Origin of the sequence: Xanthomonas sp. NCPPB 3761, assembly GCF_041475705.2 — a bacterium.
Lineage (GTDB): Bacteria > Pseudomonadota > Gammaproteobacteria > Xanthomonadales > Xanthomonadaceae > Xanthomonas > Xanthomonas phaseoli.
In genome coordinates, this window is sequence record NZ_CM191262.1 from 4,298,633 (window position 1) to 4,320,845 (window position 22,213).

The window sequence follows — 22,213 nt, forward strand, 5'->3', positions numbered from 1 at the left end:
CAGCCCCCAAATGGAAGCAGACCGCGCTACAACGTGGGTATGACCAGCGTTACTCGCCGATTCCGGGCAACGGACGCGCCTGTCTGATGCGCGACACGCACATGCACCACGCAACAGCATTGCTGAGTACAGTAGCGACAACGCGGCGTCGGTCACGCACCACCGTAGCGCGCCGTTTCCAGACAACCGTGTCTCGCCTTTGGACTCATCCCGCTCGACCATTGCCCGGAGCCTGCATGCGCCTTGCCACCGTGTTTCGATCCCTTGTGCTGCTGGCGCTGACAAGCTGTTGCAGTCTTGCCATCGCGGCCAGCCCGATCGATGCGTTGAACCATGCACGCACGTTGATCGTGGTGACCACCGCGGACTGGGACAGCACCCAGGCGCGTCTGCGCACCTTCACCCGTGTGGATGGCGAATGGCAACCGGCTGCCCAGAGCTTCGCCGTCGCGCTCGGGCGGCAGGGCAGTGCCTGGGGCGAGGGCCTGCATCCTGTGCAGATGCAGGGCCCGCAAAAGCGCGAAGGCGATGGTCGCAGCCCTGCCGGCGTCTTCGCCATCGGCCCGGCGTTCGGTTATGCGTCGAAGATCGACAGCGCGATGCCATACCAGGCGATGAGCGCTACCCATTACTGCATGGATGTGCCCAGCTCGCCGCTGTACAACCGCATCGTCGATGCCGCGCAAGTGGGCGAGGCGGCCGTTGCCGGCTCGACCGAGCCGATGCGTCTGGATCTGCGCCACGCAGGCGATGCGCGTTACAGCGAGGGCTTCGTCATCGCGCACAACCCCAGGGCCGTTCCCGGACGTGGCAGCTGCATCTTCGCGCACTTGTGGCGTACACCAGGCCAGTTCACCGCCGGCTGCACCGCGATGGCAGCGGCCGACATGCAACGCTTGCTCGCCTGGCTGAAGCCGGACGATCATCCGCTGTTCGTGCTGCTGCCACGCGCCGAATACGCGCGCCTGCACACTGCATGGCACTTGCCTGCACTGACCGGGGACACGCCATGAGCACACCGCAGCCCGCGCCGGACGCGGCAGGTTTGGTCCGTGTCGTCAGCCGGTGGCAGATCGTCGGCCTGTCGATCAACGATGTCATCGGCAGCGGCATCTACCTGCTGCCTGCCGCAACCGCCGCGCTGCTCGGGCCGATGAGCCTGTGGGCCGTGATGCTGGCCGGCCTTGCAGTCGCCTTGCTGGTGCTGTGCTACGCGCAGGCGGGCAGCTACTTCGATACGCCGGGCGGCAGCTATCTCTACACGCGCGAAGCATTCGGCCCGTTCGTCGGTTTTCAGATTGGCTGGATGATCTGGCTCACGCGCATCAGTTCGGCGGCTGCCTTGAGCAATGGCCTGGCCGACGCAGTGGCGCGGTTCTGGCCCACCGCCGCCACCGATACCTGGGCGCGCTTGCTGGTCGTCGTCGGCTCGCTGGGCCTGCTCACCGCGATCAACGTGATCGGCGTGAAATCGGCCGCGCGCACCGGCATCGCGCTGGTGATCGGCAAGCTGGTGCCGTTGTTGCTGTTCGTGGCGATCGGCCTGTTCTATGTCGATTGGTCATGGGCGTTTGCCGGCACCGCGCCCGATCTGCGCGACCTGGGCAATCTCGGTGAAGCGGCCTTGCTGCTGCTGTTCGCCTACGCAGGTTTCGAAAACATTCCCGCAGCCGCTGGCGAATACCGCAACCCGCGGCGCGATGTGCCATTTGCGTTGATCACCATGATCGTCACCGTCACCCTGATCTACGCCGCGGTGCAGGTGGTGGCGCAGGGCACCCTGCCCAACCTTGCGGCCTCGCCGACGCCGCTGGCAGATGCCGCAAGCCGATTCGGTGGCGAAGCGTTGGCACTGATCCTCACCGTGGGCGCCACCATTTCCATCCTCGGCACCACCAGCAACACCGTGATGCTCGGCCCGCGCTTTCTATTTGCGCTTGCACGCGATGGCTATGGCCCTGCGTTTCTGGCACGCGTGCATCCGCGCTTCCATACGCCCGCCGCGGCGGTGCTCACGCAGAGCGCGTTGTCGCTCGCATTGGCGTTGTCGGGATCGTTTACGCAGCTGGCATTGCTGTCGATGGTGACCCGCCTGTTCGCCTACATCGGTACCGCCGCAGCCGTGATCGTGCTGGCGCGCCGCTACCGGCAGCGTACCGATACCTTGCGCCTGCCCGGCGGCCCGGCCATCCCTATTGCCGCCCTGGTGCTGTCGCTGGGACTGCTGGCCAGTGCCAGTTGGCAGAATCTGGCCGCCGCAGGCGTGGCACTTTTGGTCGGTTGGGTGTTTTATCTGTTTCCGCGCAAGCAGATTCACAGCGGCTGAGGGCACGACGAGCTGCCACTGGGCAGCCCCTGAAGCGGCATGCGCATACGAAAGCATGTTTTTCCGCGTGTTCCCGTCCATCGGGCGGTGAGCTGCGCTGGGCGGTGACCTGCGATTTCGCGGCATGCTCGCGCAGCGCTCACGCACGCCTAACCGCGCGCACCCAACGCTGCGCTTCTACCTGCATGGGAGCTTGCGATGAAATTGCGCCATGTCTACAGCACTGCCGATCTCGACAGCGCCCAGCGCGTGCTGCAGGCCGCGCGCAGTGCCGGCATCGACAACGATGCGTTGTCGTTGATCGCCCGCTCCGATATCGAGCTGCAGGAGGTGCCGGACGAACGTAAGGACGTCAAGACCGACTTCCTTCCCGCTGCCGCACGTGGCGCCGCTACCGGTGGTGCGGCAGGCCTGGTGGCTGGCTTGGTCGCCATCGCAGTGCCCCCGATCGGGCTGACCTTGGCCGGCGCGGGCGTCATGGCACTGGCGGGTGCGCTGGTCGGCAGCTGGTCGTCGGCGTTGATCGGCGCCACGGTGCCCGATCCGGTACGCCGTCAATTCGAAGATCAAATCCAGGCCGGGCGCGTGCTGGTAATTATCGACGCAGAGCAGGCGGCGCTGCAGGACGCCGAGGCCGCCATGGTGGCCGCCGGTGCAACCCCGTTGCCGTATGAAGCGGCCTCGGCGACCACCTGAAGCGACTGCCCAAGACCTTCCAGGCTGCGCAACGCTGCGGCGATGACGCGTCAAAAAGCGTGGCCGATGCCGCTGTTTCGAACCTGCAGCGTTGATGCACTCCTCACCTGTCCTGGCAATGAAATTAACGACATCCGGCCTAGGGTAGGCCGCACATCCACCACGGAGACAGGCATGAACGTGCCGTACCAGATTCCGGGCCGGGCACCGGACGAAGACCGCAGTCAGAACGTATCGACGTATTGGCGCGAACGCTTCACCGAAGAGCCGTATTACACCGAAGGCGATCGCTACGAAGATTATGAAGGCGCCTATCTCGCAGGCCATGAAGCGCGTATCCGCGACAACGCACGCGCCTACGACCAGGTCGAAGCCGAGTTGCATCGCGATTGGGAAGCCAAGCGCGGCACCTCCTCGCTGAGTTGGAGCAAGGCGCGGCATGCGGTCAAGCGCGCCTGGGAAAATGCGGCCGATTTCGTTACCGGTGACGACGCACACAAGCGCTGAAACGACAACGCCACCATCCAGGTGGCGTTGTTGCATCGCACGATCTTTAACGCATCAGTCCAGTGCCGGCGGCACGCTACGCGCACTACGCAGTGTGTCGGTGATCTCCATCGCATCGCGGGTATTCTTCTGCACCGCAACCGCACCAGACAGGCTCAGCGCGTAGGCCATTGCGTAATATCCGAGCGTGTGCAGAATTTTGTGTAACCGTGGTTTGGGTTACCGCTGAGGAAGTCGCCCCTCGAACTGGATCGTAAAGCGGTTCAGCGCAGCCTTCCAGTCGCGGATCGGCAGCGTCCATTTCTTGGTGATGTTGCGCAGAGCCAGGTAGAACAGTTTCATCAAGGCTTCGTCGCTGGGGAACGCGCCGCGGTTCTTGGTCAGCTTGCGCAGGCTCATGTTGACCGACTCGATGGCGTTGGTCGTATAGATCACCTTGCGGATCTCCGGTGGGTAGTCGAAGAACGGGATCAGTCGTGACCAATTGCGCCGCCATGACTGGCTGATGGGCGGGTACTGGGCGTCCCACTTGGCCTCGAACTCGGTCAGTGCCTGCTCGGCCTCCTCGACGGTGGCGCAGGCGTAAATGCGCTTGAGATCGGCGGCAACCTCGGCGCGGCGTTTCCACGAGACGTAGTTCAGGCTGTGCCGCACCATGTGCACGATGCACAGCTGCACGGTGGTCTGCGGGAACACCGCCTCGATCGCCTCGGGAAACCCCTTCAGGCCATCGACGCAGGCAATGAAGATGTCCTGCACCCCGCGGTTGCGTAGCTCCGTCACGACTTGCAGCCAAAACTTGGCACCCTCGGCCTGCGCCAGCCATAGGCCCAGCACTTCCTTCTCGCCGCCCATGGTGATGCCGATGGCCAGGTACACCGCCTTGACCCGCACCGCGCCCTCGCGCACTTTGACGTGGATGCAGTCCAGATAGACGATCGGATAGACCGGATCCAGTGGCCGCGCCTGCCACGCCTTGACCTCCTCGACGACCGCATCGGTGACTGAGGAAATCAGACTCGGCGACACCTCGGTGCCGTACATCTCCTCCAGGTGCGACTGGATCTCGCGCACGGTCATGCCGCGCGCGTACAACGACAAGATCTTGTCATCGAAGCCGGCCCAGCGGGTCTGGTGCTTGGGGATCAGCTGTGGCGCGAAGCTGCCGTGGCGATCACGCGGAATCTCGATCGGCAGCTCGCCGAACTCGCCCTTGAGCGTCTTGCGGCTGCGTCCGTTGCGCGTGTTGCCGGCCGCGTTGGCGACCGGCTCATGCTTGTCATGACCGAGGTGTTCGGTCATCTCCGCGTCCAGCGCCCGCTCCACCAACCGCTTGGTCAGCTGCTTGAGCAGGCCGTTCTCGCCGATCAGATCCTCGGGTTTGGTGTAGTTGACCAACAGGCTGCTAAGCAGCTCGTCGGGTACCTCATGTGTGCGTGGGCTCATGGTGTCTCCGGGTTAGGTGGCAGTCTCCTGCCTGTGGCCCGGTTACACAAAATCTAGGACACGCCCTAATATCCTTTTTCGCCCAGCCACAGCGTGACATTGATCAAGCCGATGGTCAGCAGCACCAACGCAACAATCAGCGAAAACCAGCAGATGGCGTAATACAAGCCGGTCACCGGAATTCCATCGACGAGGTCACGCACGCTCTTCTGTAACGAGACCGAGGCGAACAAGCCGAACAACAATAGCGTGAAGTAATCGCCCTTCTCGTTGAGCAACATCTGGGCATTCCACAAACCCACCAGATACGCCGCACCAACCAGCAATAATGCGGCCCAGGACGCGGCGATAAAAGCAGGCGAGGTTTTTTGCGAGGCCATGGAAACTCCTTTTCATAGTGGAACGATGCACGACATACGACGATGTGAGACGCGGGCATCTTGCAGACAGTGATCTGCAACAAGGGCGCCCTGGCGACGTCGTGTAAGGTATTTAAAACCCGACGCGGGACACGTTGCGGGAGGGCTGCAACGTACCGCGCCCATCCCCAGGAGGACCCCATGTCTGTCCGTCGTCTGCTTGCCCTGGCCTGCACGGCCACCCTGTTCACTGCCGGCACTGCAGTTGCTGCGCCCGCAGCCGCCCCCGCGGCCTCCATTCCCAAAGCTCAGTGGCCGTTTCAGGCCACCACGGTTGCCGATTTCGACGAGCCGTGGGCAATGACCTTTCTGCCCGACGGCAGCTTGCTGGTCAGCGAAAAGCGCGGCGCCTTGATGCGACTGGACCTCAAGACCAAACGCAAGAGCGCCATTACCGGTATTCCGGCCGTTGCGTATGGCGGCCAGGGCGGTTTTGGCGATGTTCTGGCGCATCCGCGTTTCGCCAAGAACGGGCTGGTCTACGTGAGTTATGCCGAGCCGGGCGAGGGCGACACGCGCGGCGCGGCGGTGGCCCGCGCCAAGCTCACGCTGGATGCAACCGGCGGCGGCACGCTATCGGACCTGAAAGTGATCTGGCGCCAGGATCCCAAGGTCACCGGCAATGGTCACTTCGGGCATCGGCTTGCGTTCGGGCCCGACGGCAAGCTGTGGATCAGCTCCAGCGAACGGCAGAAATTCACGCCTGCCCAAGACATGAAAGCCAACCTCGGCAAGCTGATCCGGCTCAACGACGACGGCAGCGTGCCGGCCGACAACCCGTTCGTTGCGCAAGGCGGCGTTGCCGCGCAGGTGTGGTCGTTGGGCCACCGCAATATTCTTGGCCTGGCTTTCGACAGCAAGGGCCGTCTGTGGGAACACGAAATGGGCCCGCTCGGCGGCGATGAGTTGAACCTGATCCAGCGTGGCGCCAATTACGGCTACCCAATCGTTTCTAACGGCGACAACTACGACGGCACGCCGATCCCCGACCACAACACGCGTCCGGAATTCGCCGCGCCCAAGATCAGCTGGACACCGGTGATTTCGCCGGCCGGTTTTGTGATCTACAGCGGCAAGCAGTTCCCGGCGTGGCGCGGCAATGGCTTCATCGGTGGGCTATCGTCGATGGCGCTGGTGCAGGTGTCGCTGGGCGACCAGCCGCGCGAAGTGGCGCGTTACGACATGGGCGCACGCATCCGCGAAGTGGAGCAAGGTCCGGACGGCGCGCTCTGGCTACTGGAAGACGAGGCCAGTGGCAGCACCGGACGTCTGCTGAAGCTGACGCCCAAGAGCAAGGCCGCGGTCGAGAACGACGCTTGATCGACGCCGCAGCATCAGCCGGTGTATCTGCGCATTGCACCGGCACGCGCGATGGCGACATGGACCGTCGTCATCGCTTCTAAACCCGATGTCAGCAGGCGCTTCGTGCGATAGCAATGGTCACCTGTTCGCGCGCTGGTGACTCGCGATGAGTGCCAAGCGCGCCGCTATCGGCGCTCCAGCAGCTCGAAGGTGACGGCCTCGCCGCTCTTGGCCGACGCGCACACCCACACATCGAACAAACCCGGCTCCGCATCGAACACGCCCTTGTGGTTGGTGAATGCCAGCGCGTCGCGCTCCAGGGTGAACACCACGTCCTGGCTCTCGCCGGGCTGCAGCAACACCTTGCGAAATCCCTTGAGTTCGCGCACCGGGCGCACGCGGCTGGCCACGCGATCGTGCACATACAACTGCACCACTTCCTCGCCTGCGACCTTGCCGGTATTGGTGACGCGCGTGGTAATGGTCAGCGTCTCATCCCAGCCCAGTTGCGCCGCGCTCAACTGCGGCTGCGCATATGCAAACGTGGTGTAGCTCAAGCCATGTCCGAACGGATACAACGGTTCGTTCGGCATCTCGCGCCAACGCGCCTTGTACTCGGACAGGGTCGGCAATTCCGGGCGCCCGGTGCGCAGATGGTTATAGAAGTACGGCTGCTGCCCGGTCGCCTGCGGGAAGCTGATCGGCAGACGCGCCGACGGGTTGTAGTCGCCGAACAGCACATCGGCCACACCGGTCCCGGTCTGGGTACCCAGGTACCAGGTCACGGCAATCGCGTCGGCATCGCGCACCGCACCGCTCAAGGCCAGCGCGCGGCCATTGCGCAACACCACCACCATCGGAGTGCCGGTCGCTGCAATCGCTTCGGCCAGTGCCTGTTGCGCCGGCGGCAAGACGATCTCGGTGCGCGATTGTGCCTCGCCACTGAAGCGCTGTGGCTCGCCCAACGCCAGCACCACCACATCGGCCGCCTGCGCCGCATCGATCGCGGCGGAAATGCCACCCGGCAGCGCCTCCTCCAGTCCGCAGCCGGCCACCACGCTCAGATCTTCGGTGCCGACCACCGCACGCACGCCCTGCTCCAGGGTCACGTAGCGTTCCTTGTCGCCGAACAAGGTCCAGCAGCCCTCGATGTTCTCGCGGTCCTGCACGAACGGGCCGATCAACGCGATGCGCTGGCCGCTCTTCTTCAGCGGCAACACAGCGCCTTCGTTTTTCAACAGCACGATCGAACGCCGCGCCGCATCGCGCGACAGCGCATCGTGCGCCGGCAGATGCGTGGTGTCGGCTTCGCGCGCCGGGTCCAGCGAGCGATACGGATTGTCGAACAGCCCGATCGCCTCTTTCAGCTGCAGGATCCGCCGCACGCTGGCATCCAGCGTGGCCATCGGCACCTCGCCGCTTTCCACCAGCGAGGGCAGGTGCGCGGCATAAAAGCCGCTCTGCATGCTCAGGTCCAGACCGGCCAGGAAAGCCTTCTTGGTCGCGTCGCGCTCATCGGCGGCATAGCCATGGGCGATCAATTCCATGTCGGCGGTGTAATCGGAAATCACCACGCCCGGGAATTGCCATTCACCACGCAGGATCTCGGTCAGCAACTCGTGGTTGGCGCTGGCCGGCACGCCGTTGATGTCGTTGAAGGACGACATCACGGTCAATGCGCCGGCATCGAAGGCGGCCTTGAACGGCGGCAAGTGCACATCGCGCAGCGTCTGCGGCGCGATGTCCACGGTGTTGTATTCCATCCCTGCCGCCACCGCGCCATAGGCGGCGAAATGCTTGGGCGTGGCCAGCAGGCAATCGTGGGCGGTCAGGTCGCTGCCCTGGAACCCGCGCACACGGGCAGCGGCAAAGACCGCGCCCAGCATCACGTCTTCGCCGGCACCTTCGGCACCACGGCCCCAGCGCTGGTCGCGGGCGATGTCCACGGCCGGCGCGTAGGTCCAGTGCAGGCCGGCAGCGGTGGCCTCGATCGCGGTGGCGCGCGCGGTGCGCTCGGCCAACGCCGGCTCGAAGCTGGCCGCCTCGCCCAGCGGGATCGGAAATACCGTGCGCATGCCGTGGATCACGTCAGCGGCCAGGATCACCGGGATGCCCAGGCGACTCTCTTCCACGGCCACTTTCTGGATCTGCACGCCCAGCGCGGCGCCCACACCATTGAACAGCGAGCCGACCCGGCCCTCGCGCACCTGCTGCAACACCTCGTCGGCATTGCGCACATTGGCCTCGGGATTCACGTCAGGCGCGAACGGCCGCACCATGTCGGCGAACACACCCAACTGTCCGACCTTCTCTTCGACGGTCATCCGGGCAATCAGGGTTTCGATGCGATCAGCAGCCATGAGATCCTTGAGAAAACGTTTACATGGCCGTCAATTCTAGCTTGACGCACCCGCGCGCAGGCAAGTTTTGAAGGCCGGGAGTGGGATTTGGGGATTTGTCGAGCCCGGTTGCAGCGCATCGTGCGTGCCGGAGAGCGGCGGCGGCGCAGCCTTTGCGCCACGCGTCCCAGCCCTCCAGGCTTGGCGCCATGAACTGAAATGGCCGGCAGCAGGGCGTCCAGGCGGCAATCAGATCGCCCGTGCCCGCTCGATGATCACTCCCACGGCCTGCGCGCCGCGCACTGCCCCCGGCTTGCTCAACTTCAATCGCAGCCAGTGCACGTCGAATTCGTCCAGCACGAGCGCCGCGCAGCGCTCGGCCAGCGTCTCCACTAGTCCAAAGTTCGAGGCTTGCACGAACTCGATCAAGCGCTTGCTCACCGCCTTGTAGTTCAGCGTATCGGCGATGTCGTCGCTGGCCGCCGGTATGCGGTTGTCGAAACCCATCTCCAGATCGAACCGCAAGGTCTGGCGGATGCGCCGCTCCCAATCGTAGATGCCAATCAGCGCATCGATGTCGAGACCTTCAATAAACACTTTATCCATGGGAATAGGGAGTCGGGAATTGGGAATGGGGAGAAGCAAGGGCAATAACACGCAGCACTAACAGGATCGGGGTACCGCTCTTCCTATTCCCGATTCCCGATTCCCGATTCCGCCGCCAGCGGCGGCAGGCTCGCCATATCCCACCGCGGCATCACATGCACCGCCGCATCCGCGTGCTCGCCGGCCTGCAGCCGCAGCGCGCCGGCGAAGGCGATCATCGCGCCGTTGTCGGTGCACAAGGCCGGGCGCGGGAAACAGACCCGGCCACCGCGGCGCTGGGCAGCCTCTTGCAGGCGCGCGCGCAGGCGCTTGTTCGCGCCCACGCCGCCGGCCACGACCAAGGTGTTGCAGCCGGCCGCGTCCAGCGCGCGCAGGCACTTGATGGCCAGCGTTTCCACCACCGCGTCCTCAAAGCCGCGCGCGATATCCGCGCGGGTGGTGTCGGACTGGTCGCTGGACCGCCAGGCCAGCAGCACCTGGGTCTTGAGCCCGCTGAAACTGAAATCCAGCCCGGGCCGGTCGGTCATCGGCCGCGCGAACTTGTAGCGCCCCGGCGTGCCGGTTTCGGCCAGCGCCGCCAGCTGCGGGCCACCCGGGTACGGCAGGCCCATCATCTTGGCGGTCTTGTCGAAGGCTTCGCCGGCCGCATCGTCCAGCGTCTCGCCGAGTACCTCGTACTGCCCCAGGGCCTTCACCGACACCAACTGGGTGTGCCCGCCGGAGACCAGCAAGGCCACGAACGGCGCCTGCGGCGGGTCGTCCTCCATCAGCGGCGCCAGCAAGTGGCCTTCCATGTGATGCACGCCGATCGCCGGCACATCCAGTGCCCAGGCCAGCGAGCGCGCCACCCCGGCACCGACCAGCAAGGCCCCGACCAGGCCCGGACCGGCGGTATAGGCCACGCCATCGAGTTCGTCGATCCTCAACCCGGCTTCGCCCAGGGTCTGACGGATCAGCGGCAGCAGCTTGCGCACATGGTCGCGGCTGGCCAGCTCGGGCACCACGCCGCCGTATTCGGCATGCAGCGCAATCTGGCTGTAGACCGCGTGGGCGCGCAGCGCCGGCACACCCGACAATGCGGTGTCGTAGACCGCCACACCGGTCTCATCGCACGATGATTCGATCCCAAGGACTTTCACGGCAGCTCGGCATGCAGGGAGATGCCACTATTTTCGCAGCTTTTGCGCTGCGCAGATCGGCCGATGGCAAGATGCTGCGCCGCGCTGCCGTACTGGCCGCATACGTCCCGAATGCACGCTTTATCGATGTCGAGGCGGCAAATGCTGCCGGGGGCTTGCAGGCCGTCGGCAAGTCGTTATAATGCGCGGCTCGCCGGGGCAACCCGGAAATTCCGTCACGCGAGTCCGCTCGCACCCGCCCGGGGCTCCCGGACGGAAATCCCATTTCTGGAGAACACATGCCCAGCGTTAAAGTCCGCGAGAACGAGCCCTTCGAATTTGCGCTCCGTCGTTTCAAGCGCACCTGCGAAAAGGCCGGCGTGCTGGCCGAAACCCGCAAGCGCGAGTTCTATGAAAAGCCGACCCAGGAGCGTAAGCGTAAGGCTGCCGCTGCCGTGAAGCGTCAGCTGCGTCGTTCCTCGCGCGACGTCACCAAGCGCCAGCGCTTGTACTGATCGTCCGCGGTTCCTTGCCGGTGGGTCTGCGCTGAAGGCGCGACCTAGCGGGAGCGAACCCAAGAGCCGGCACGCGCAAGCGTCGCCGGCTTTTTGTATTGGCCTGCCACAAGGCATGGCGCTGGAGACATCAGGCAATCCGCGCGACGCGCTGCACGGCATCTCTCCACGCACGCCCGACCCTCCTTCGACCGAGGTCTCCAGCCCGCTTGGGCGCCTTGGCCATACCTATACTCAGGAGTTACCGCATGTCCCTGAAGCAGCAGCTCACCGATGACATGAAGGCCGCGATGAAGTCCGGCGACAAGCACAGCCTGGGCGTGATCCGGCTGATCAACGCCGCCATCAAGCAGAAGGAAGTGGACGAACGCATCGAGATGGACGATGCCGCCGTGATCGCCGTACTGGACAAGATGGTCAAGCAGCGCAAGGACTCGGTCACCCAGTTCGAAGCCGCCGCGCGCGATGACCTGGCGCAGATCGAGCGCGAGGAGATCGTGGTGATCGAGCGCTATCTGCCGGCCAAGATGGGCGAAGCCGAGATCGTGGCCGCCATCCGGGCCGCGATCTCCGAGACCGGTGCAAGCAGCCCGGCCGATATCGGCAAGCTGATGGGCGCACTCAAGCCCAAGCTGGCCGGTCAGGCCGACATGGGCCTGGTCTCGACCCTGGTCAAGCAGCAGCTGGCAGGCTGATGGATCGCCGCAGCGCCCTGTGCCACGGCCAGGGCGCTGCGAGCGGTACGCAGTGCGCTGCGGCACTGCCTGCTGCATCACCGAGCGGCTTTCCCACTGGAAGGCGGATCGTCAAACGGGCAGGGATGCTGCATGACGCCGCTGGAGCGCAAAGGCCGTTGCATATCTGCCACACGCATCAGGCAAGGCGCACTGCCTTCTTCAAAACGCGTCCGGCCCAGCATGCGGACCAAGCGCTTTGCACAGTCTGCGCCCCTGTCGTCGCGTAGACATCCGGCAGTGCCAAGTACACGCGCCTGTACAGGTCCATCGGCACCTGGCGCACATTGAACACGCTGACAGATACGCCGCGCACGTTGCTTTCCACGCACGACAGGCTGCGCCTACCAGGTGCGCCGCCTCCTGCTTGCCCAAAACGCGTGCACGCTTTCACCCATCCTTCGATCCGGCCCTGCTAGAACGGGTGCGCCAGCGCAGGCATGGGCAAGGTCCTTCCGCATACCGACTTTGCTCTGACGTCGCCTGCGCAGCAACGGTATGCGCCAAGGATTCTCCCGCCGGTGACGACGCTTTCATCTGCCTATCTGCACAAGCATCTGAGCCGTCTGCAGCGCAGCGTGCCGATGGCGCTGCTGAACCGCTTCATCGAGATCGACGTGATGACGCAGGCGGCATCGTTGTCGTTCTACGCGCTGCTGTCGCTGGCCCCGCTGCTGGTGCTGCTGTTGTGGCTGACCGCCTCGCTCTATCCGCCAGCGCAAGAGGCATTGGTGCAGCAAATCGGGCAATTGGCAGGCGGCAGCGCGGCCGAAGTCGCACAGACCATCATTCGCAATGCCACCTATCAACCTGGCGTTGGCTCGCTGGCCGGCGTGTGGAGCACGCTGCTGCTGTTCATCGGCGCCACGGCGGTGTTTGCGCAGTTGCAGAACGCCTTGAACCTGATCTTCCGCACCGACAAGCAACGCCTGGACGGCTTGATGGCCTGGCTGCAGAAGCGGGTGTTCTCGTTCGGGGTGATCCTGGCGCTGGGCTTCTTGTTGATCGTGTCGATGATTGCCACCACCGCACTGCAGGTGGTCTTTGCGCGCCTGCCCTCGGTCCTGCCGGCGGTCGGCTACGTGACCACGCTGGCCCTGTACTCACTGGCGTTCGCGTTCCTGTATCGCTACCTGCCCGATCGCACCGTCGACTGGCGCCAGGCATTCCTGGGCGGCGTCATCACCGCGGTGTTGTTCGCGCTGGGGCGCTATGCCATCGGCGTATACATCGCCACCGCAGCGCCGGGCAGCGCCTACGGTTCGATGGGGACCTTGGTCATCCTGCTGGTGTGGATGTACTACGCCTCGGTGGTGTTCTTCGTCGGCGCCTTGATCACCGCGGTGATCGACGAGCGGGTGCGCTCGCATCGCAAGCTGCGCGAGGCGGGCGTGGACCCGGAGCATCCGCCGGTGATCGTGCCGCCTGCCGATACGGCGCCTGCATCTTCAACGTCGGACTCGCACGCGCTGCCACGCGGCTGAGGACTGCTGCAGGGCCTGCCTCGCCGGCTTCATCGGCGATGGCGACCAAGTGCTGGCAGGCCGCTGGGATATCCTAGCGGGATGGCCCGCATCCCCGACGCGTTCATCGACGAACTGCTTGCACGCACCGACATCGTCGAGGTGGTGGGCGGCCGGGTGCCGCTCAAGCGTCAGGGCAAGGAGTATTCGGCACGCTGCCCGTTCCACGACGAGCGTTCGGCCTCGTTCACGGTCTCGCCGACCAAGCAGTTCTATCACTGCTTCGGCTGCGGTGCGCACGGCACGGCGATCAGCTTCCTGATGAATTACGACCGCCTCGAATTCCTCGATGCGGTCGACGAGCTGGCCAAGCGTGCCGGCATGGAGATCCCGCGCGAGACCCAGCAGCGCACCCCGCAACAGCAGGACGACAGCCGCGAGTTGTATTCGGCCCTGGAGGCGGCCACCAAGTTCTTCCAGCGCCAGCTCGAGGGCAGCGCGCGCGCCCGCGAGTATCTGGACGGGCGCGGCGTGGATGCCGACAACCGCGCGCGTTTCCAGATCGGCTACGCTCCCGACGGCTACAGCGCACTGAAGGACACCCTGGGCACCGATGCGCGCCGCATGAGCGTGCTCGAACGCGCCGGGCTGTTTTCCAAGAACGATCGCGGCCATGTCTACGACAAGTTCCGCGACCGGGTGATGTTCCCGATCTTCGACCGCCGCGGCCGGGTGATCGCCTTCGGCGGGCGCATCCTGGGCGCGCCGGCCGATGGCCGCGACCCGGGCCCGAAGTACCTCAATTCGCCGGAAACCGCGCTGTTCCACAAGGGCCGCGAGCTGTATGGCCTGTGGCAAGTGCGCCAGGCCAATCAGAAGATCGAGCGGCTGATCGTGGTGGAGGGCTACATGGACGTGGTCTCGCTGTTCCAGTTCGGCGTGACCCAGGCGGTGGCCACGCTGGGCACCGCCACCACGCCCGAACATGCCGAGCTGCTGTTTCGCAACGCGCCGGATGTGTATTTCTGTTTCGATGGCGACAACGCCGGGCGCAAGGCCGGCTGGCGCGCGCTCGAATCGGTACTGCCGCGCATGAAGGATGGCCGCCAGGCGTTCTTCCTGTTCCTGCCCGATGGCGAGGACCCGGACACCATCGTGCGCAAGGAAGGCGCGCAGACCTTCGATCAGCGCCTGAAACAGGCCACGCCGCTGTCGCAGTTCTTCTTCGACGAGATGTCGCGCGAGATCAACCTGCACACGCTCGACGGCAAGGCGCGCCTGGCCGAACGAGCGCGCCCGCTGTTGGCGCAGATTCCCGAAGGCGCGTTCGGCGATCTGATGCGGCAGGAACTGGCGCGCCTGACCGGCGTGGGTGCCAATGCGTCTGCGCAGCAGTCCGCACCCAGGCCACGGCCGCCTGCCCGCATGGGCGCGCCCACGCAGAAACGCAGCCTGGTGCGTGCGTCCATCGCCATCCTGCTGCAGCGGCCGTCCTTGGCGATGAGCCTGGAGGGCGTGCATGATTTTTCCGGGCTGCGCCTGCCCGGAATCGACTTGTTGATGGAGTTGCTGGACCTGGTGCGGCAACGCCCGGAAATCAGTACCGGCGCGCTGCTGGAGCACTTCGCCGAGCGCGAGGAACTTGCTGCCTTGCAGAAGCTGGCAGCGCAGGAGCTTCCCGGCGACGAACACAGTTGGACGCTTGAGCTGCATGACGTCGTCGCCCAGCTCGACAAGCAGTTGCTGCGTCAACGCGTGGAAGAGCTGCAGGCCAAACAGCGCGCGCAAGGGCTGGACGACACCGACAAATACGAAATGCGCGAACTGCTCAAGGCGCTCGCAGCGTTGTGATGCAGTGCTGCCTGGCTGAAGGCAGCGCACGGCAATCGCGCACTGCCGTGCCGTTTCAGGCGTGACCGGTGACGCCGATGCCACAGCCAAGGCCTGCACGCATCGTAGAATGGCCCATATCAGGCGCAAGATCGCGCGCTACCGTTGGACCTCGATGAAGAAGCTGCTGGCGCGGTTGCGCATTGACCCCTTCACCCTCGCGCTGCTGTGCACGGTCGCACTGGCCTCGTTGCTCCCGGTTTCGGGCACGGCGGCGGCGGTCATGGACGATGTCACCGACGTGGCGATCGCCGCGCTGTTCTTCCTGCACGGCGCGCGGCTGTCGCGCGAAGCGGTCAAGGCCGGCGCGCTGCACTGGCGCCTGCATCTGGTAATTCTGGGCTGCACCTTCGTGCTGTTCCCGCTCCTGGGGCTGTTGTTCAAACCACTGGCGCATCTGGCACTGACGCCGGAGCTGTATGTCGGCGTGCTGTTCCTGTGCGCGCTGCCGTCCACGGTGCAGTCCTCGATCGCGTTCACCTCGATGGCGCGCGGCAATGTACCGGCCGCGGTCTGCGCGGCGTCGCTTTCCAGCCTGCTGGGCGTGTTTTTCACCCCGTTGCTGATGGGCGCACTGGTCGGCAGCCAGGGGGCCATGGCGCATCCGGCCGAGGCGATCGGCAAGATCCTGTTGCAGTTGCTGGTGCCGTTTCTGGCCGGCCATTTCATGCGTCCGTGGATCGGCGGCTGGGTCGAACGTCACCGCGCCGTGCTGCGTTACACCGATCAAGGCACCATTCTGCTGGTGGTCTATACCGCCTTCAGTGCATCGGTGAACGAAGGGCTGTGGCAAAAGACGCCGCTGCCTGCGCTGCTGGCGGTCCTCGCCGTTGCAGGATTGTTGCTGGCCATGGCGATGCTTTCGATCACCTTCATCGCCCGGCGCCTGCACTTCGGCCGCGCCGATGAAATCGCCATCGTCTTCTGCGGCTCGAAAAAGAGTTTGGCCACCGGCGTGCCGATGGCCAAGGTGATGTTTGCCGGCGGCGGGCTGGGCGCGATCGTGTTGCCGATCATGCTGTATCACCAGCTGCAGCTGATCGTCTGCGCCGTTGTGGCGGCGCGTTATGCGCGCAGCGCATCGGGCCAGCCGCAAGGCGCAACCGAGCGCCATTGACGCTGCGCCGCGCCAGCGCCTGCCCGCTGCGTATCGCATGACAGCAGTTCGCATCGCCGCGCATCCGGGTTGTAAGCAGATGTACAACGGTAATGACGCACGCCCGCCTGGGCCCGCCAGCGGCCGCTAGAGTGCGCGATCGACCTTCTGCCGCCCCCACGGTGATTTGCCATGACGCTATCGCTGCGACACCCTTCCCCGTCCTTGATCGCGCTGTTGGCAGTGCTGGCTGCGCTGACTGCCTGCGACACGCCAGCACCGCCTGAGGCGCCCGCGCAGTCCAAGACAACATCCACGCCGGCACCTGCTGCCCGCATCGCCTGGCGCGAGGGCGATGTGGAAGACGCTTTTGCCGAAGCCAAGGACAGCGGCAAGCCGATCCTGTTGTATTGGGGCGCAGCCTGGTGCCCGCCCTGCAATCGCCTCAAGGCCACGCTGTTCAAGGATCCGGCCTTCATCGCGCGCACCCAGCAGTTCGTTGCCGTGCACCTGGACGGCGATTCGGAGGGCGCGCAGGCCTGGGGCGAGCGCTTCGGGGTCAAGGCCTATCCCACCATCATCGTGCTACGCCCAGATCGCAGCGAAATCACCCGGCTGTCCGGCGATGCCGATAACGCGCGCCTGGCAGAGGTGTTGCGGGTTGCGGCCAAGAGCACCAGTACCGCCCAGCAGTTGCTCGACAGGGCGCTGCACACACCACAACAGCTCAGCGCGGACGATTGGGCGGTGCTCGGCAACTACGCCTGGGGCACCGACGATAGGCTGGTCAAACCCGATGCAGCCGCCGACGTGCTCGGCCGGCTCTCCACCTCGGCGCCACAGCCGGCCCTGCAACGCAGCTTCGCCCTGGCCGCCATCAGTGCCGCCAAACACCCACCGACTGCCAGCAGCGCCAATCGCACGCTGTTGGAAGCGGTATTGGCCGACCCGGCAGAGGTGCGCGCAAATCTCGGCACGCTGAACTATGTGCCGGCGCGTCTGATCACCGCCGCCAGCAACGACGCAGGCGTGCGCAGCACGCTCTCCAACGCGCTGAATCAGGCCTTGGACAAGGTCTACGCCGATCCTTCATTGCCGATCTCCGACCGGCTTGGCACCGCATATGCACGCATCCAGCTGGCACGCCTGGCACAAGGCCAGCCCACCGAAACCGAAGCCGAGCCCAAACGCCAGCAACCGCCGCTGCCGAAAGACGTGGTGGAGGTGGTGCACCAGCGCGTGCAGTGGGCCACCGACACCGCCAAGACCGACGAGGAGCGCCAATCCACCATCAGCACGGCCGCCGCGTTGCTGAGCGAGGTCGGCGATGGCAGCGCGGCAGAGCAATTGCTGCTGGCCGAGTTGTCGCGCAGCAAGACGCCGTACTACTACATGCCCGAATTGGCCGATCTGGCCGAACAACGCGGCGACAAGAAGACCGCCCTGCTGTGGCTCAAACGGGCCTACGACAGCGCGCAGGGCCCCGCCACGCGCGTGCAGTGGGGCGTGATGTACGTGGATGGGCTGATCCGGCTCAGCCCCGACGACTCCGCCGGCATCGAGGGCGCCGCCACCCAAGTGATCGGCGAGTTGGCCGGCCAACCGGACGGTTACCGGCAACGCACCCGTCAGCGCTTCGCCACCCTGGGCAACGAATTGAAGATATGGAGCAAGCACCGCCGCGAAGGCGGCGCAGTACTGGCGCGGCTGCAGCAGAAAATGCAGTCCAGCTGCGACAGCAAAACTACCAGCGCGTGCACCGCTTGGCTGGGTTGAGCCGTCACAGCGCTGCCGCGCGCCGCCAAGGCGTGATGATCAAAGGTTTGTAAGCAGCAAACCGCGGCGTCTGCTGACGTGGACGCCGCTGGTGGGCTCGACGCGGCGCACGTTGCACCTCATCCGGCGCCCTTTCGCCACACGCCGCAGGCGCGGGTGGCGCGCTACAGGAGTGATCCAACCCTCCGCCGGTGGCCAACGCAATCATTGGGGCAGCGCTATCGCGTTGCCGCTCGTCCCACTGCAGCGACTAGCGCACCCACGGCAGCAGCAGATGGTCGACCATCAGGAAGGCGAACAGCGCCATCAGGTACACGATGGAATAGCCGAACATCTTCATCGAAAACAGTTCGTCCGGCGGGTTCAGCATGCGCCAGGCGTACCAGAGGAACACCGCATTGAGCACGACGGCACCGCCCAGATAGAACACCCCGCTCATGCCCACCGCCACCGGTGCCAAGGTCACGATCGCCAGCAAGACGGTGTACACCAGGATCTGCTTGCGCGTATGCGGCACGCCGTGGGTCACCGGCAACATCGGGATGGCCGCCTTGGCGTAATCGGCGCGACGAAAGATGGCCAGCGCCCAGAAATGCGGCGGCGTCCAGATGAAGATGATCAGCACCAGCAGCGAGGCATTGATCCAGTCGGCGCTGGTCGGCAGCCCGGTCACCGCGGCCCAGCCCAGCATCGGCGGCGTGGCGCCGGCCAGCCCGCCGATCACGATGTTCTGCGACGTCGCACGCTTCAGGTAGACGGTGTAGATCACCGCATAACCGATCAGCGAGGCGAAGGTCAGCACCGCGGTGATCACGTTCACCCACACCACCAGAATGGTCATGGAGATCACGATCAGCGCACCGGCGAACACCAGCACCTGCCAGGGCCGCACCTTGCCCACCACCAGTGGGCGCCATGAGGTGCGCGCCATCTGTGCGTCGATCTTGGCGTCGAGCAATTGGTTGATCGCTGCCGCCGCTGAAGCCGCCAGCCAGATGCCCAGGAAGCCCAGTGCGCCGGTGCGTACCTGCACCCAGGTCGGCATGTCGGGAATGGCCAGGAACATGCCCACCAACGCGGTGAACACGATCAGTGCCACCACCTTGGGTTTGGTCAGATCCCAGTAATCGCGTGCGCTGACGGCCATGCTCACTCCGGCGCGCGCAGCCGCGCCAGCAGCGAGACCAGCACGAACAACAACGCCACCGCCCCGCCGTTATGCATGACCGAGACCTCCAGCGGCAGCGCCAGCTTCACGTTGAGCATGCCCAGCGTCACCTGCACGGCGACCAGCAGCGCAAGCGCCGCAGCCCACACCCGCATCCCCGGCGACCGCGACAAGCGCCAGGCCAGCCACCATAAGTACAACGCGGTCGCAATCGCCCACAGCCGGTGCGCCATCTGGATGGCGATACGCGCCGCGCCATCCAGCACACCGCCTTCGTAATCCACCCCGATGCCGCGCCACAGCGTGAAACCTTCACGGAAATCGTGTGGCGGCCACCACTGGCTGACGCAACGCGGAAAATTGTCGGCCGACCAGCTGCCGCCGCCACATGCCAGCGCGGCGTAGTTGGCGCTGACCCAGCCACCGAGCGCGATCTGCAGACCCAGCACTGCCACGCCCAGGCGCAGCAGCCACTTCAAGCGCGAGGCGTCGGCCAGGGTGATCGGCAGATGCGTCGCACGCCAGGCCATCCACACCAGTAGCGAGAACATCAGCATGCCGCCCAGCAGGTGCCCCATCACCACGATCGGCTTGAGCAGCAACGTCACCGTCCACATGCCCAGCAAGGCCTGGAAGATCACCACCGCCAGCGTCAGCACCGCTGCACGCGCCAGATCGATATTGCTCCAGCGCAATGCCGCCAGCAGCAGGATGGCCTCGCCGGCGATCGCCACACCGAAGGCCACGGCATGCCAGCCGGACATGTAGAGCGGAATCGACAACGCCACCAGCAGCGCGGCCGACACCACCTGGGCAATGCCCATGCGACGGCGACGCACCGCCAGCAACGACAAGACCAGCACTTCCACGCCCAACGCACCGGCCAGGAAGCGGTGGACCTGTTCGCGCCAGGCCTTGTGCGATTCCAGCGGGCGGATCTTGCTGGCCACGTGCGTGTTGGCTTCGTCGCTGGTCTGCGGCCAGGTCACGCGGCCGTAGCAGGTCGGCCAGTCCGGGCAGCTCATGCCGGCATCGGACAAGCGGACGAACGACCCGAACAAAATCGTGCTCGCAGTGAACAGCGCGGCCAGCCAGGCCATGCGATGGAAGTGACGGAACAACGCCGGTGGCGCAAACAGGTTCATCGAAACGGGCTCACATCAGTTTCAGCAGCTTGACCAGATCCGACCGCAGGCCGGCCGGCTCGAAGCCGGGGGCATACCGCAGGATCACGAAGCCATTGGGGTCGATCACATACACCGGCACGCCGGCCGTATCGGTGCCGCGCGGCAATGCCTGGCGCAGGCGGGCATCGTCGCGTAGCACGCGCAGTGCAGGCATCGGCGGCAACCCGGCCGGCGGCGCGCCGATCCACAGCACCTCCACCTTGTCGGCACGATGTCCGAGCAGCTGCCACACCTTGTCCAGTTCTGCGGCCAACGCCACGCACTGCTGCATGCAATCGGCCGGCGGCGCCACCGCAATGCGCCAGATGCGCTCGCTCGGCGCCCAGGCATAGGGCTTCCCGTTCGCGCGCACCGGCACCAGCGCCCGCAGATCTGCGGGCGGCTGCAGCAGTTCGCCGTTGTTGCGCATCGACGCCGGCTGCCATCCGGAGAAGCGCAGCACGCCGGCCAGCAACATCGAGCCGAAGAACAGCACCGCCAGGGCAATCAGCATCCTGCGGCCGCGTTTGACCGAATGCGGCGTGGCCGATGTGGAGGAGGTCATGCCGGCGATTTTCTCATGCCGCAGGCGTCAGTGCCCGCGGCCGCGACGGCGCACACGCCATGTCAGCAGCGTTGCGGTCGCCAGGACCGCGGCGGCCAACCCGAACCATTGCACCGCGTAACCCAAGTGCCGTGCGGGCGGCAGCGTGTTTGGCAGCATGTCCAGATCGCGCGTGTAGCCAACCGGCAGTGCAGGGTCCAGGCGCAGGACCTGCGACGAAATGTCGCGCCTGCCCAGTGTGCTGCGTAGGGCCTGCAGATCCAGTCGCGTGGCCAGCCAGGTCTGCGCCGCAACCCCAGGCGCCAGCGCCGGTCCGATCGCCAGCCCCGCCGACGGCGGTGCGCTCAAGAGCCCCTGCACCGTCTGCACGCCTTTCAGGGCAACGATGCCGGGCAACTGCCGATCGGCCGGCAGTGGCAGCCAACCCAGATCCACCAGCACGTCGGTCGACACATCTTCTGGCGCTGCCAGTTGATACACGCGCACACCGGCACGCCCGTCATGCAGTTGATTGTCCAGCAAGACCAGTTGTGGCAAAAAACGCACTTGCCCACGCACCCATGCCAACTCATTCGGCGTCGCCAGCGCCTGTGCCAAGGGCAGCGTGGTGTCGCGCACATGCGCGGCACGGTCCAGCAAGGCTTGCTTGCTGTGCATGCGCTGCAATTGCCAATGCCCAAGCGCCGCAAAACCCGCGCTCACCAGCAACGCCAGACACCAGCCGAATACCGCCGTGTGCTTGCGCGTCATGACAAGCGACGCAAAAAGGCGTGCAATGCCATCACCACGCCGACTGCACCCGGGGCTGTTGTGAACGATTCGCTCAAGACGCTGCTGATTGTCGCCTTCCTGATCGTGATCCTATGGAACCTGGGCGCCGGCCTCTACTACCTGCTGACCGACCGCGGCCAGACCAAGCGCACCGTCAACGCCCTGACCTGGCGCATTGGCCTATCGGTGGCGTTGATCGCCATCGTGATCCTCGGCATCTATACCGGCTGGATCAAGCCGCATGGACTAGGCCGCTAACGCGGCCGGGAATGGGGAATCGGGAGTAGTGAATCGTAAAAGCAAAAGCGGG

General features: G+C 65.3%; 21 protein-coding genes and 2 pseudogenes. 13 read left to right on the forward strand and 10 right to left on the reverse strand.

Annotated features, from left to right (window positions below):
* The first annotated feature begins 236 nt into the window (after positions 1–236).
* The 4 genes from ACCQ00_RS18740 to ACCQ00_RS18755 all read left to right on the forward strand — a co-directional run bounded on the left by ACCQ00_RS18740 (position 237) and on the right by ACCQ00_RS18755 (position 3,529).
* Positions 237–1,013: a L,D-transpeptidase family protein gene (locus ACCQ00_RS18740; RefSeq protein WP_022560166.1), complete on the forward strand. Its 777-nt coding sequence runs from the start codon at positions 237–239 to the stop codon at positions 1,011–1,013.
* Positions 1,010–2,326 (forward strand): APC family permease, encoded by a 1,317-nt coding sequence (locus ACCQ00_RS18745; RefSeq protein WP_039583400.1) that lies wholly within the window; start codon positions 1,010–1,012, stop codon positions 2,324–2,326. The genes ACCQ00_RS18740 and ACCQ00_RS18745 overlap by 4 nt, the downstream gene beginning before the upstream one ends.
* Before the next feature lie 198 nt (positions 2,327–2,524).
* The gene (locus ACCQ00_RS18750) at positions 2,525–3,022 is read left to right on the forward strand and encodes a hypothetical protein (RefSeq protein WP_017157006.1); all 498 of its coding nucleotides are present in this window, start codon (positions 2,525–2,527) and stop codon (positions 3,020–3,022) included.
* Positions 3,023–3,196: 174 nt separating this feature from the next.
* A complete protein-coding gene (locus tag ACCQ00_RS18755) occupies positions 3,197–3,529 on the forward strand; it encodes a hypothetical protein (protein WP_039575652.1) in 333 nt (110 codons plus the stop codon).
* 54 nt (positions 3,530–3,583) lie between these two features.
* Here the strand turns inward: ACCQ00_RS18755 and ACCQ00_RS18760 are convergent.
* From ACCQ00_RS18760 to ACCQ00_RS18770, 3 genes and pseudogenes are all read right to left on the reverse strand, one after another.
* Positions 3,584–3,715 (reverse strand): annotated as a pseudogene (locus tag ACCQ00_RS18760) (YiaA/YiaB family inner membrane protein); the annotation flags it as partial.
* A 33-nt stretch (positions 3,716–3,748) separates the two neighbouring features.
* Positions 3,749–4,975: an IS256-like element ISXax1 family transposase gene (locus ACCQ00_RS18765; protein ID WP_011345585.1), complete on the reverse strand. Its 1,227-nt coding sequence runs from the start codon at positions 4,973–4,975 to the stop codon at positions 3,749–3,751.
* A gap of 68 nt (positions 4,976–5,043) precedes the next feature.
* Positions 5,044–5,355: pseudogene (locus ACCQ00_RS18770) on the reverse strand (YiaA/YiaB family inner membrane protein); the annotation flags it as partial.
* Positions 5,356–5,535: 180 nt separating this feature from the next.
* On the opposite strand from ACCQ00_RS18770, the gene ACCQ00_RS18775 reads away from it, so the two are divergent.
* Positions 5,536–6,714 carry a PQQ-dependent sugar dehydrogenase gene (locus ACCQ00_RS18775; RefSeq protein ID WP_017159378.1) on the forward strand — a complete coding sequence of 393 codons (1,179 nt, stop codon included), beginning with the start codon at positions 5,536–5,538 and terminating at the stop codon, positions 6,712–6,714.
* Positions 6,715–6,881: 167 nt separating this feature from the next.
* Here the strand turns inward: ACCQ00_RS18775 and ACCQ00_RS18780 are convergent, their stop codons facing one another.
* The 3 genes from ACCQ00_RS18780 to tsaD form a co-directional block, all read right to left on the reverse strand.
* Positions 6,882–9,056, reverse strand: coding sequence for a glycoside hydrolase family 3 N-terminal domain-containing protein (locus tag ACCQ00_RS18780; RefSeq protein WP_039573403.1), 2,175 nt, complete (start codon positions 9,054–9,056; stop codon positions 6,882–6,884).
* Between the two features lie 228 nt (positions 9,057–9,284).
* Positions 9,285–9,641: a dihydroneopterin aldolase gene (gene folB / locus ACCQ00_RS18785; protein ID WP_039573400.1), complete on the reverse strand. Its 357-nt coding sequence runs from the start codon at positions 9,639–9,641 to the stop codon at positions 9,285–9,287.
* 83 nt (positions 9,642–9,724) lie between these two features.
* Complete coding sequence (gene tsaD / locus ACCQ00_RS18790; RefSeq protein WP_039573397.1) at positions 9,725–10,780, reverse strand: tRNA (adenosine(37)-N6)-threonylcarbamoyltransferase complex transferase subunit TsaD; 1,056 nt, start codon at positions 10,778–10,780, stop codon at positions 9,725–9,727.
* On the opposite strand from tsaD, the gene ACCQ00_RS18795 reads away from it, so the two are divergent.
* The 7 genes from ACCQ00_RS18795 to ACCQ00_RS18825 all read left to right on the forward strand — a co-directional run bounded on the left by ACCQ00_RS18795 (position 10,756) and on the right by ACCQ00_RS18825 (position 18,233).
* Complete coding sequence (locus ACCQ00_RS18795; RefSeq protein WP_127478983.1) at positions 10,756–10,962, forward strand: hypothetical protein; 207 nt, start codon at positions 10,756–10,758, stop codon at positions 10,960–10,962. The two genes, tsaD and ACCQ00_RS18795, sit on opposite strands and share 25 nt — an antisense overlap.
* Before the next feature lie 96 nt (positions 10,963–11,058).
* On the forward strand, positions 11,059–11,274 hold the full coding sequence (gene rpsU, locus ACCQ00_RS18800; protein WP_002808376.1) for a 30S ribosomal protein S21: 216 nt from the start codon (positions 11,059–11,061) through the stop codon (positions 11,272–11,274).
* A 248-nt stretch (positions 11,275–11,522) separates the two neighbouring features.
* On the forward strand, positions 11,523–11,969 hold the full coding sequence (locus ACCQ00_RS18805; RefSeq protein ID WP_039573394.1) for a GatB/YqeY domain-containing protein: 447 nt from the start codon (positions 11,523–11,525) through the stop codon (positions 11,967–11,969).
* Between the two features lie 560 nt (positions 11,970–12,529).
* Complete coding sequence (locus tag ACCQ00_RS18810) at positions 12,530–13,492, forward strand: YihY/virulence factor BrkB family protein (protein ID WP_039573410.1); 963 nt, start codon at positions 12,530–12,532, stop codon at positions 13,490–13,492.
* Positions 13,493–13,573: 81 nt separating this feature from the next.
* On the forward strand, positions 13,574–15,322 hold the full coding sequence (gene dnaG / locus ACCQ00_RS18815; RefSeq protein WP_039573389.1) for a DNA primase: 1,749 nt from the start codon (positions 13,574–13,576) through the stop codon (positions 15,320–15,322).
* A gap of 109 nt (positions 15,323–15,431) precedes the next feature.
* A complete protein-coding gene (locus ACCQ00_RS18820; RefSeq protein ID WP_039573386.1) occupies positions 15,432–16,478 on the forward strand; it encodes a bile acid:sodium symporter family protein in 1,047 nt (348 codons plus the stop codon).
* Positions 16,479–16,649: 171 nt separating this feature from the next.
* A complete protein-coding gene (locus ACCQ00_RS18825; protein ID WP_039573383.1) occupies positions 16,650–18,233 on the forward strand; it encodes a thioredoxin family protein in 1,584 nt (527 codons plus the stop codon).
* Between the two features lie 250 nt (positions 18,234–18,483).
* On the opposite strand, the gene cyoE is transcribed toward ACCQ00_RS18825, so the two are convergent.
* The 4 genes from cyoE to ACCQ00_RS18845 are packed head-to-tail and all read right to left on the reverse strand — an operon-like array spanning position 18,484 to position 21,882.
* Positions 18,484–19,380 carry a heme o synthase gene (gene cyoE, locus ACCQ00_RS18830; RefSeq protein WP_039573380.1) on the reverse strand — a complete coding sequence of 299 codons (897 nt, stop codon included), beginning with the start codon at positions 19,378–19,380 and terminating at the stop codon, positions 18,484–18,486.
* Positions 19,381–19,382: 2 nt separating this feature from the next.
* A complete protein-coding gene (locus ACCQ00_RS18835) occupies positions 19,383–20,546 on the reverse strand; it encodes a COX15/CtaA family protein (protein ID WP_039573377.1) in 1,164 nt (387 codons plus the stop codon).
* A gap of 10 nt (positions 20,547–20,556) precedes the next feature.
* A complete protein-coding gene (locus ACCQ00_RS18840; RefSeq protein ID WP_039573374.1) occupies positions 20,557–21,132 on the reverse strand; it encodes a redox-active disulfide-containing membrane protein in 576 nt (191 codons plus the stop codon).
* 27 nt (positions 21,133–21,159) lie between these two features.
* The gene (locus ACCQ00_RS18845; protein WP_017157721.1) at positions 21,160–21,882 is read right to left on the reverse strand and encodes an SURF1 family protein; all 723 of its coding nucleotides are present in this window, start codon (positions 21,880–21,882) and stop codon (positions 21,160–21,162) included.
* Between the two features lie 60 nt (positions 21,883–21,942).
* Here ACCQ00_RS18845 and ACCQ00_RS18850 point away from each other — a divergent pair, with 60 nt between their 5' ends.
* Complete coding sequence (locus ACCQ00_RS18850) at positions 21,943–22,161, forward strand: twin transmembrane helix small protein (protein ID WP_003484642.1); 219 nt, start codon at positions 21,943–21,945, stop codon at positions 22,159–22,161.
* Positions 22,162–22,213: the final 52 nt, after the last annotated feature.

What these genes read in the sequence shown, in the direction of transcription:
- ACCQ00_RS18765 (WP_011345585.1), bottom strand. Translation starts at nt 4,975, where the DNA reads ATGAGCCCACGCACACATGAGGTACCCGACGAGCTGCTTAGCAGCCTG.
- ACCQ00_RS18775 (WP_017159378.1), top strand. Translation starts at nt 5,536, where the DNA reads ATGTCTGTCCGTCGTCTGCTTGCCCTGGCCTGCACGGCCACCCTGTTC.
- cyoE (WP_039573380.1), bottom strand. Translation starts at nt 19,380, where the DNA reads ATGGCCGTCAGCGCACGCGATTACTGGGATCTGACCAAACCCAAGGTG.
- ACCQ00_RS18840 (WP_039573374.1), bottom strand. Translation starts at nt 21,132, where the DNA reads ATGACCTCCTCCACATCGGCCACGCCGCATTCGGTCAAACGCGGCCGC.
- ACCQ00_RS18795 (WP_127478983.1), top strand. Translation starts at nt 10,756, where the DNA reads ATGATTCGATCCCAAGGACTTTCACGGCAGCTCGGCATGCAGGGAGAT.
- dnaG (WP_039573389.1), top strand. Translation starts at nt 13,574, where the DNA reads ATGGCCCGCATCCCCGACGCGTTCATCGACGAACTGCTTGCACGCACC.
- ACCQ00_RS18780 (WP_039573403.1), bottom strand. Translation starts at nt 9,056, where the DNA reads ATGGCTGCTGATCGCATCGAAACCCTGATTGCCCGGATGACCGTCGAA.
- folB (WP_039573400.1), bottom strand. Translation starts at nt 9,641, where the DNA reads ATGGATAAAGTGTTTATTGAAGGTCTCGACATCGATGCGCTGATTGGC.
- ACCQ00_RS18835 (WP_039573377.1), bottom strand. Translation starts at nt 20,546, where the DNA reads ATGAACCTGTTTGCGCCACCGGCGTTGTTCCGTCACTTCCATCGCATG.
- ACCQ00_RS18755 (WP_039575652.1), top strand. Translation starts at nt 3,197, where the DNA reads ATGAACGTGCCGTACCAGATTCCGGGCCGGGCACCGGACGAAGACCGC.
- ACCQ00_RS18825 (WP_039573383.1), top strand. Translation starts at nt 16,650, where the DNA reads ATGACGCTATCGCTGCGACACCCTTCCCCGTCCTTGATCGCGCTGTTG.
- rpsU (WP_002808376.1), top strand. Translation starts at nt 11,059, where the DNA reads ATGCCCAGCGTTAAAGTCCGCGAGAACGAGCCCTTCGAATTTGCGCTC.
- ACCQ00_RS18745 (WP_039583400.1), top strand. Translation starts at nt 1,010, where the DNA reads ATGAGCACACCGCAGCCCGCGCCGGACGCGGCAGGTTTGGTCCGTGTC.
- ACCQ00_RS18740 (WP_022560166.1), top strand. Translation starts at nt 237, where the DNA reads ATGCGCCTTGCCACCGTGTTTCGATCCCTTGTGCTGCTGGCGCTGACA.
- ACCQ00_RS18750 (WP_017157006.1), top strand. Translation starts at nt 2,525, where the DNA reads ATGAAATTGCGCCATGTCTACAGCACTGCCGATCTCGACAGCGCCCAG.
- ACCQ00_RS18845 (WP_017157721.1), bottom strand. Translation starts at nt 21,882, where the DNA reads ATGACGCGCAAGCACACGGCGGTATTCGGCTGGTGTCTGGCGTTGCTG.
- ACCQ00_RS18820 (WP_039573386.1), top strand. Translation starts at nt 15,432, where the DNA reads ATGGCCCATATCAGGCGCAAGATCGCGCGCTACCGTTGGACCTCGATG.
- ACCQ00_RS18805 (WP_039573394.1), top strand. Translation starts at nt 11,523, where the DNA reads ATGTCCCTGAAGCAGCAGCTCACCGATGACATGAAGGCCGCGATGAAG.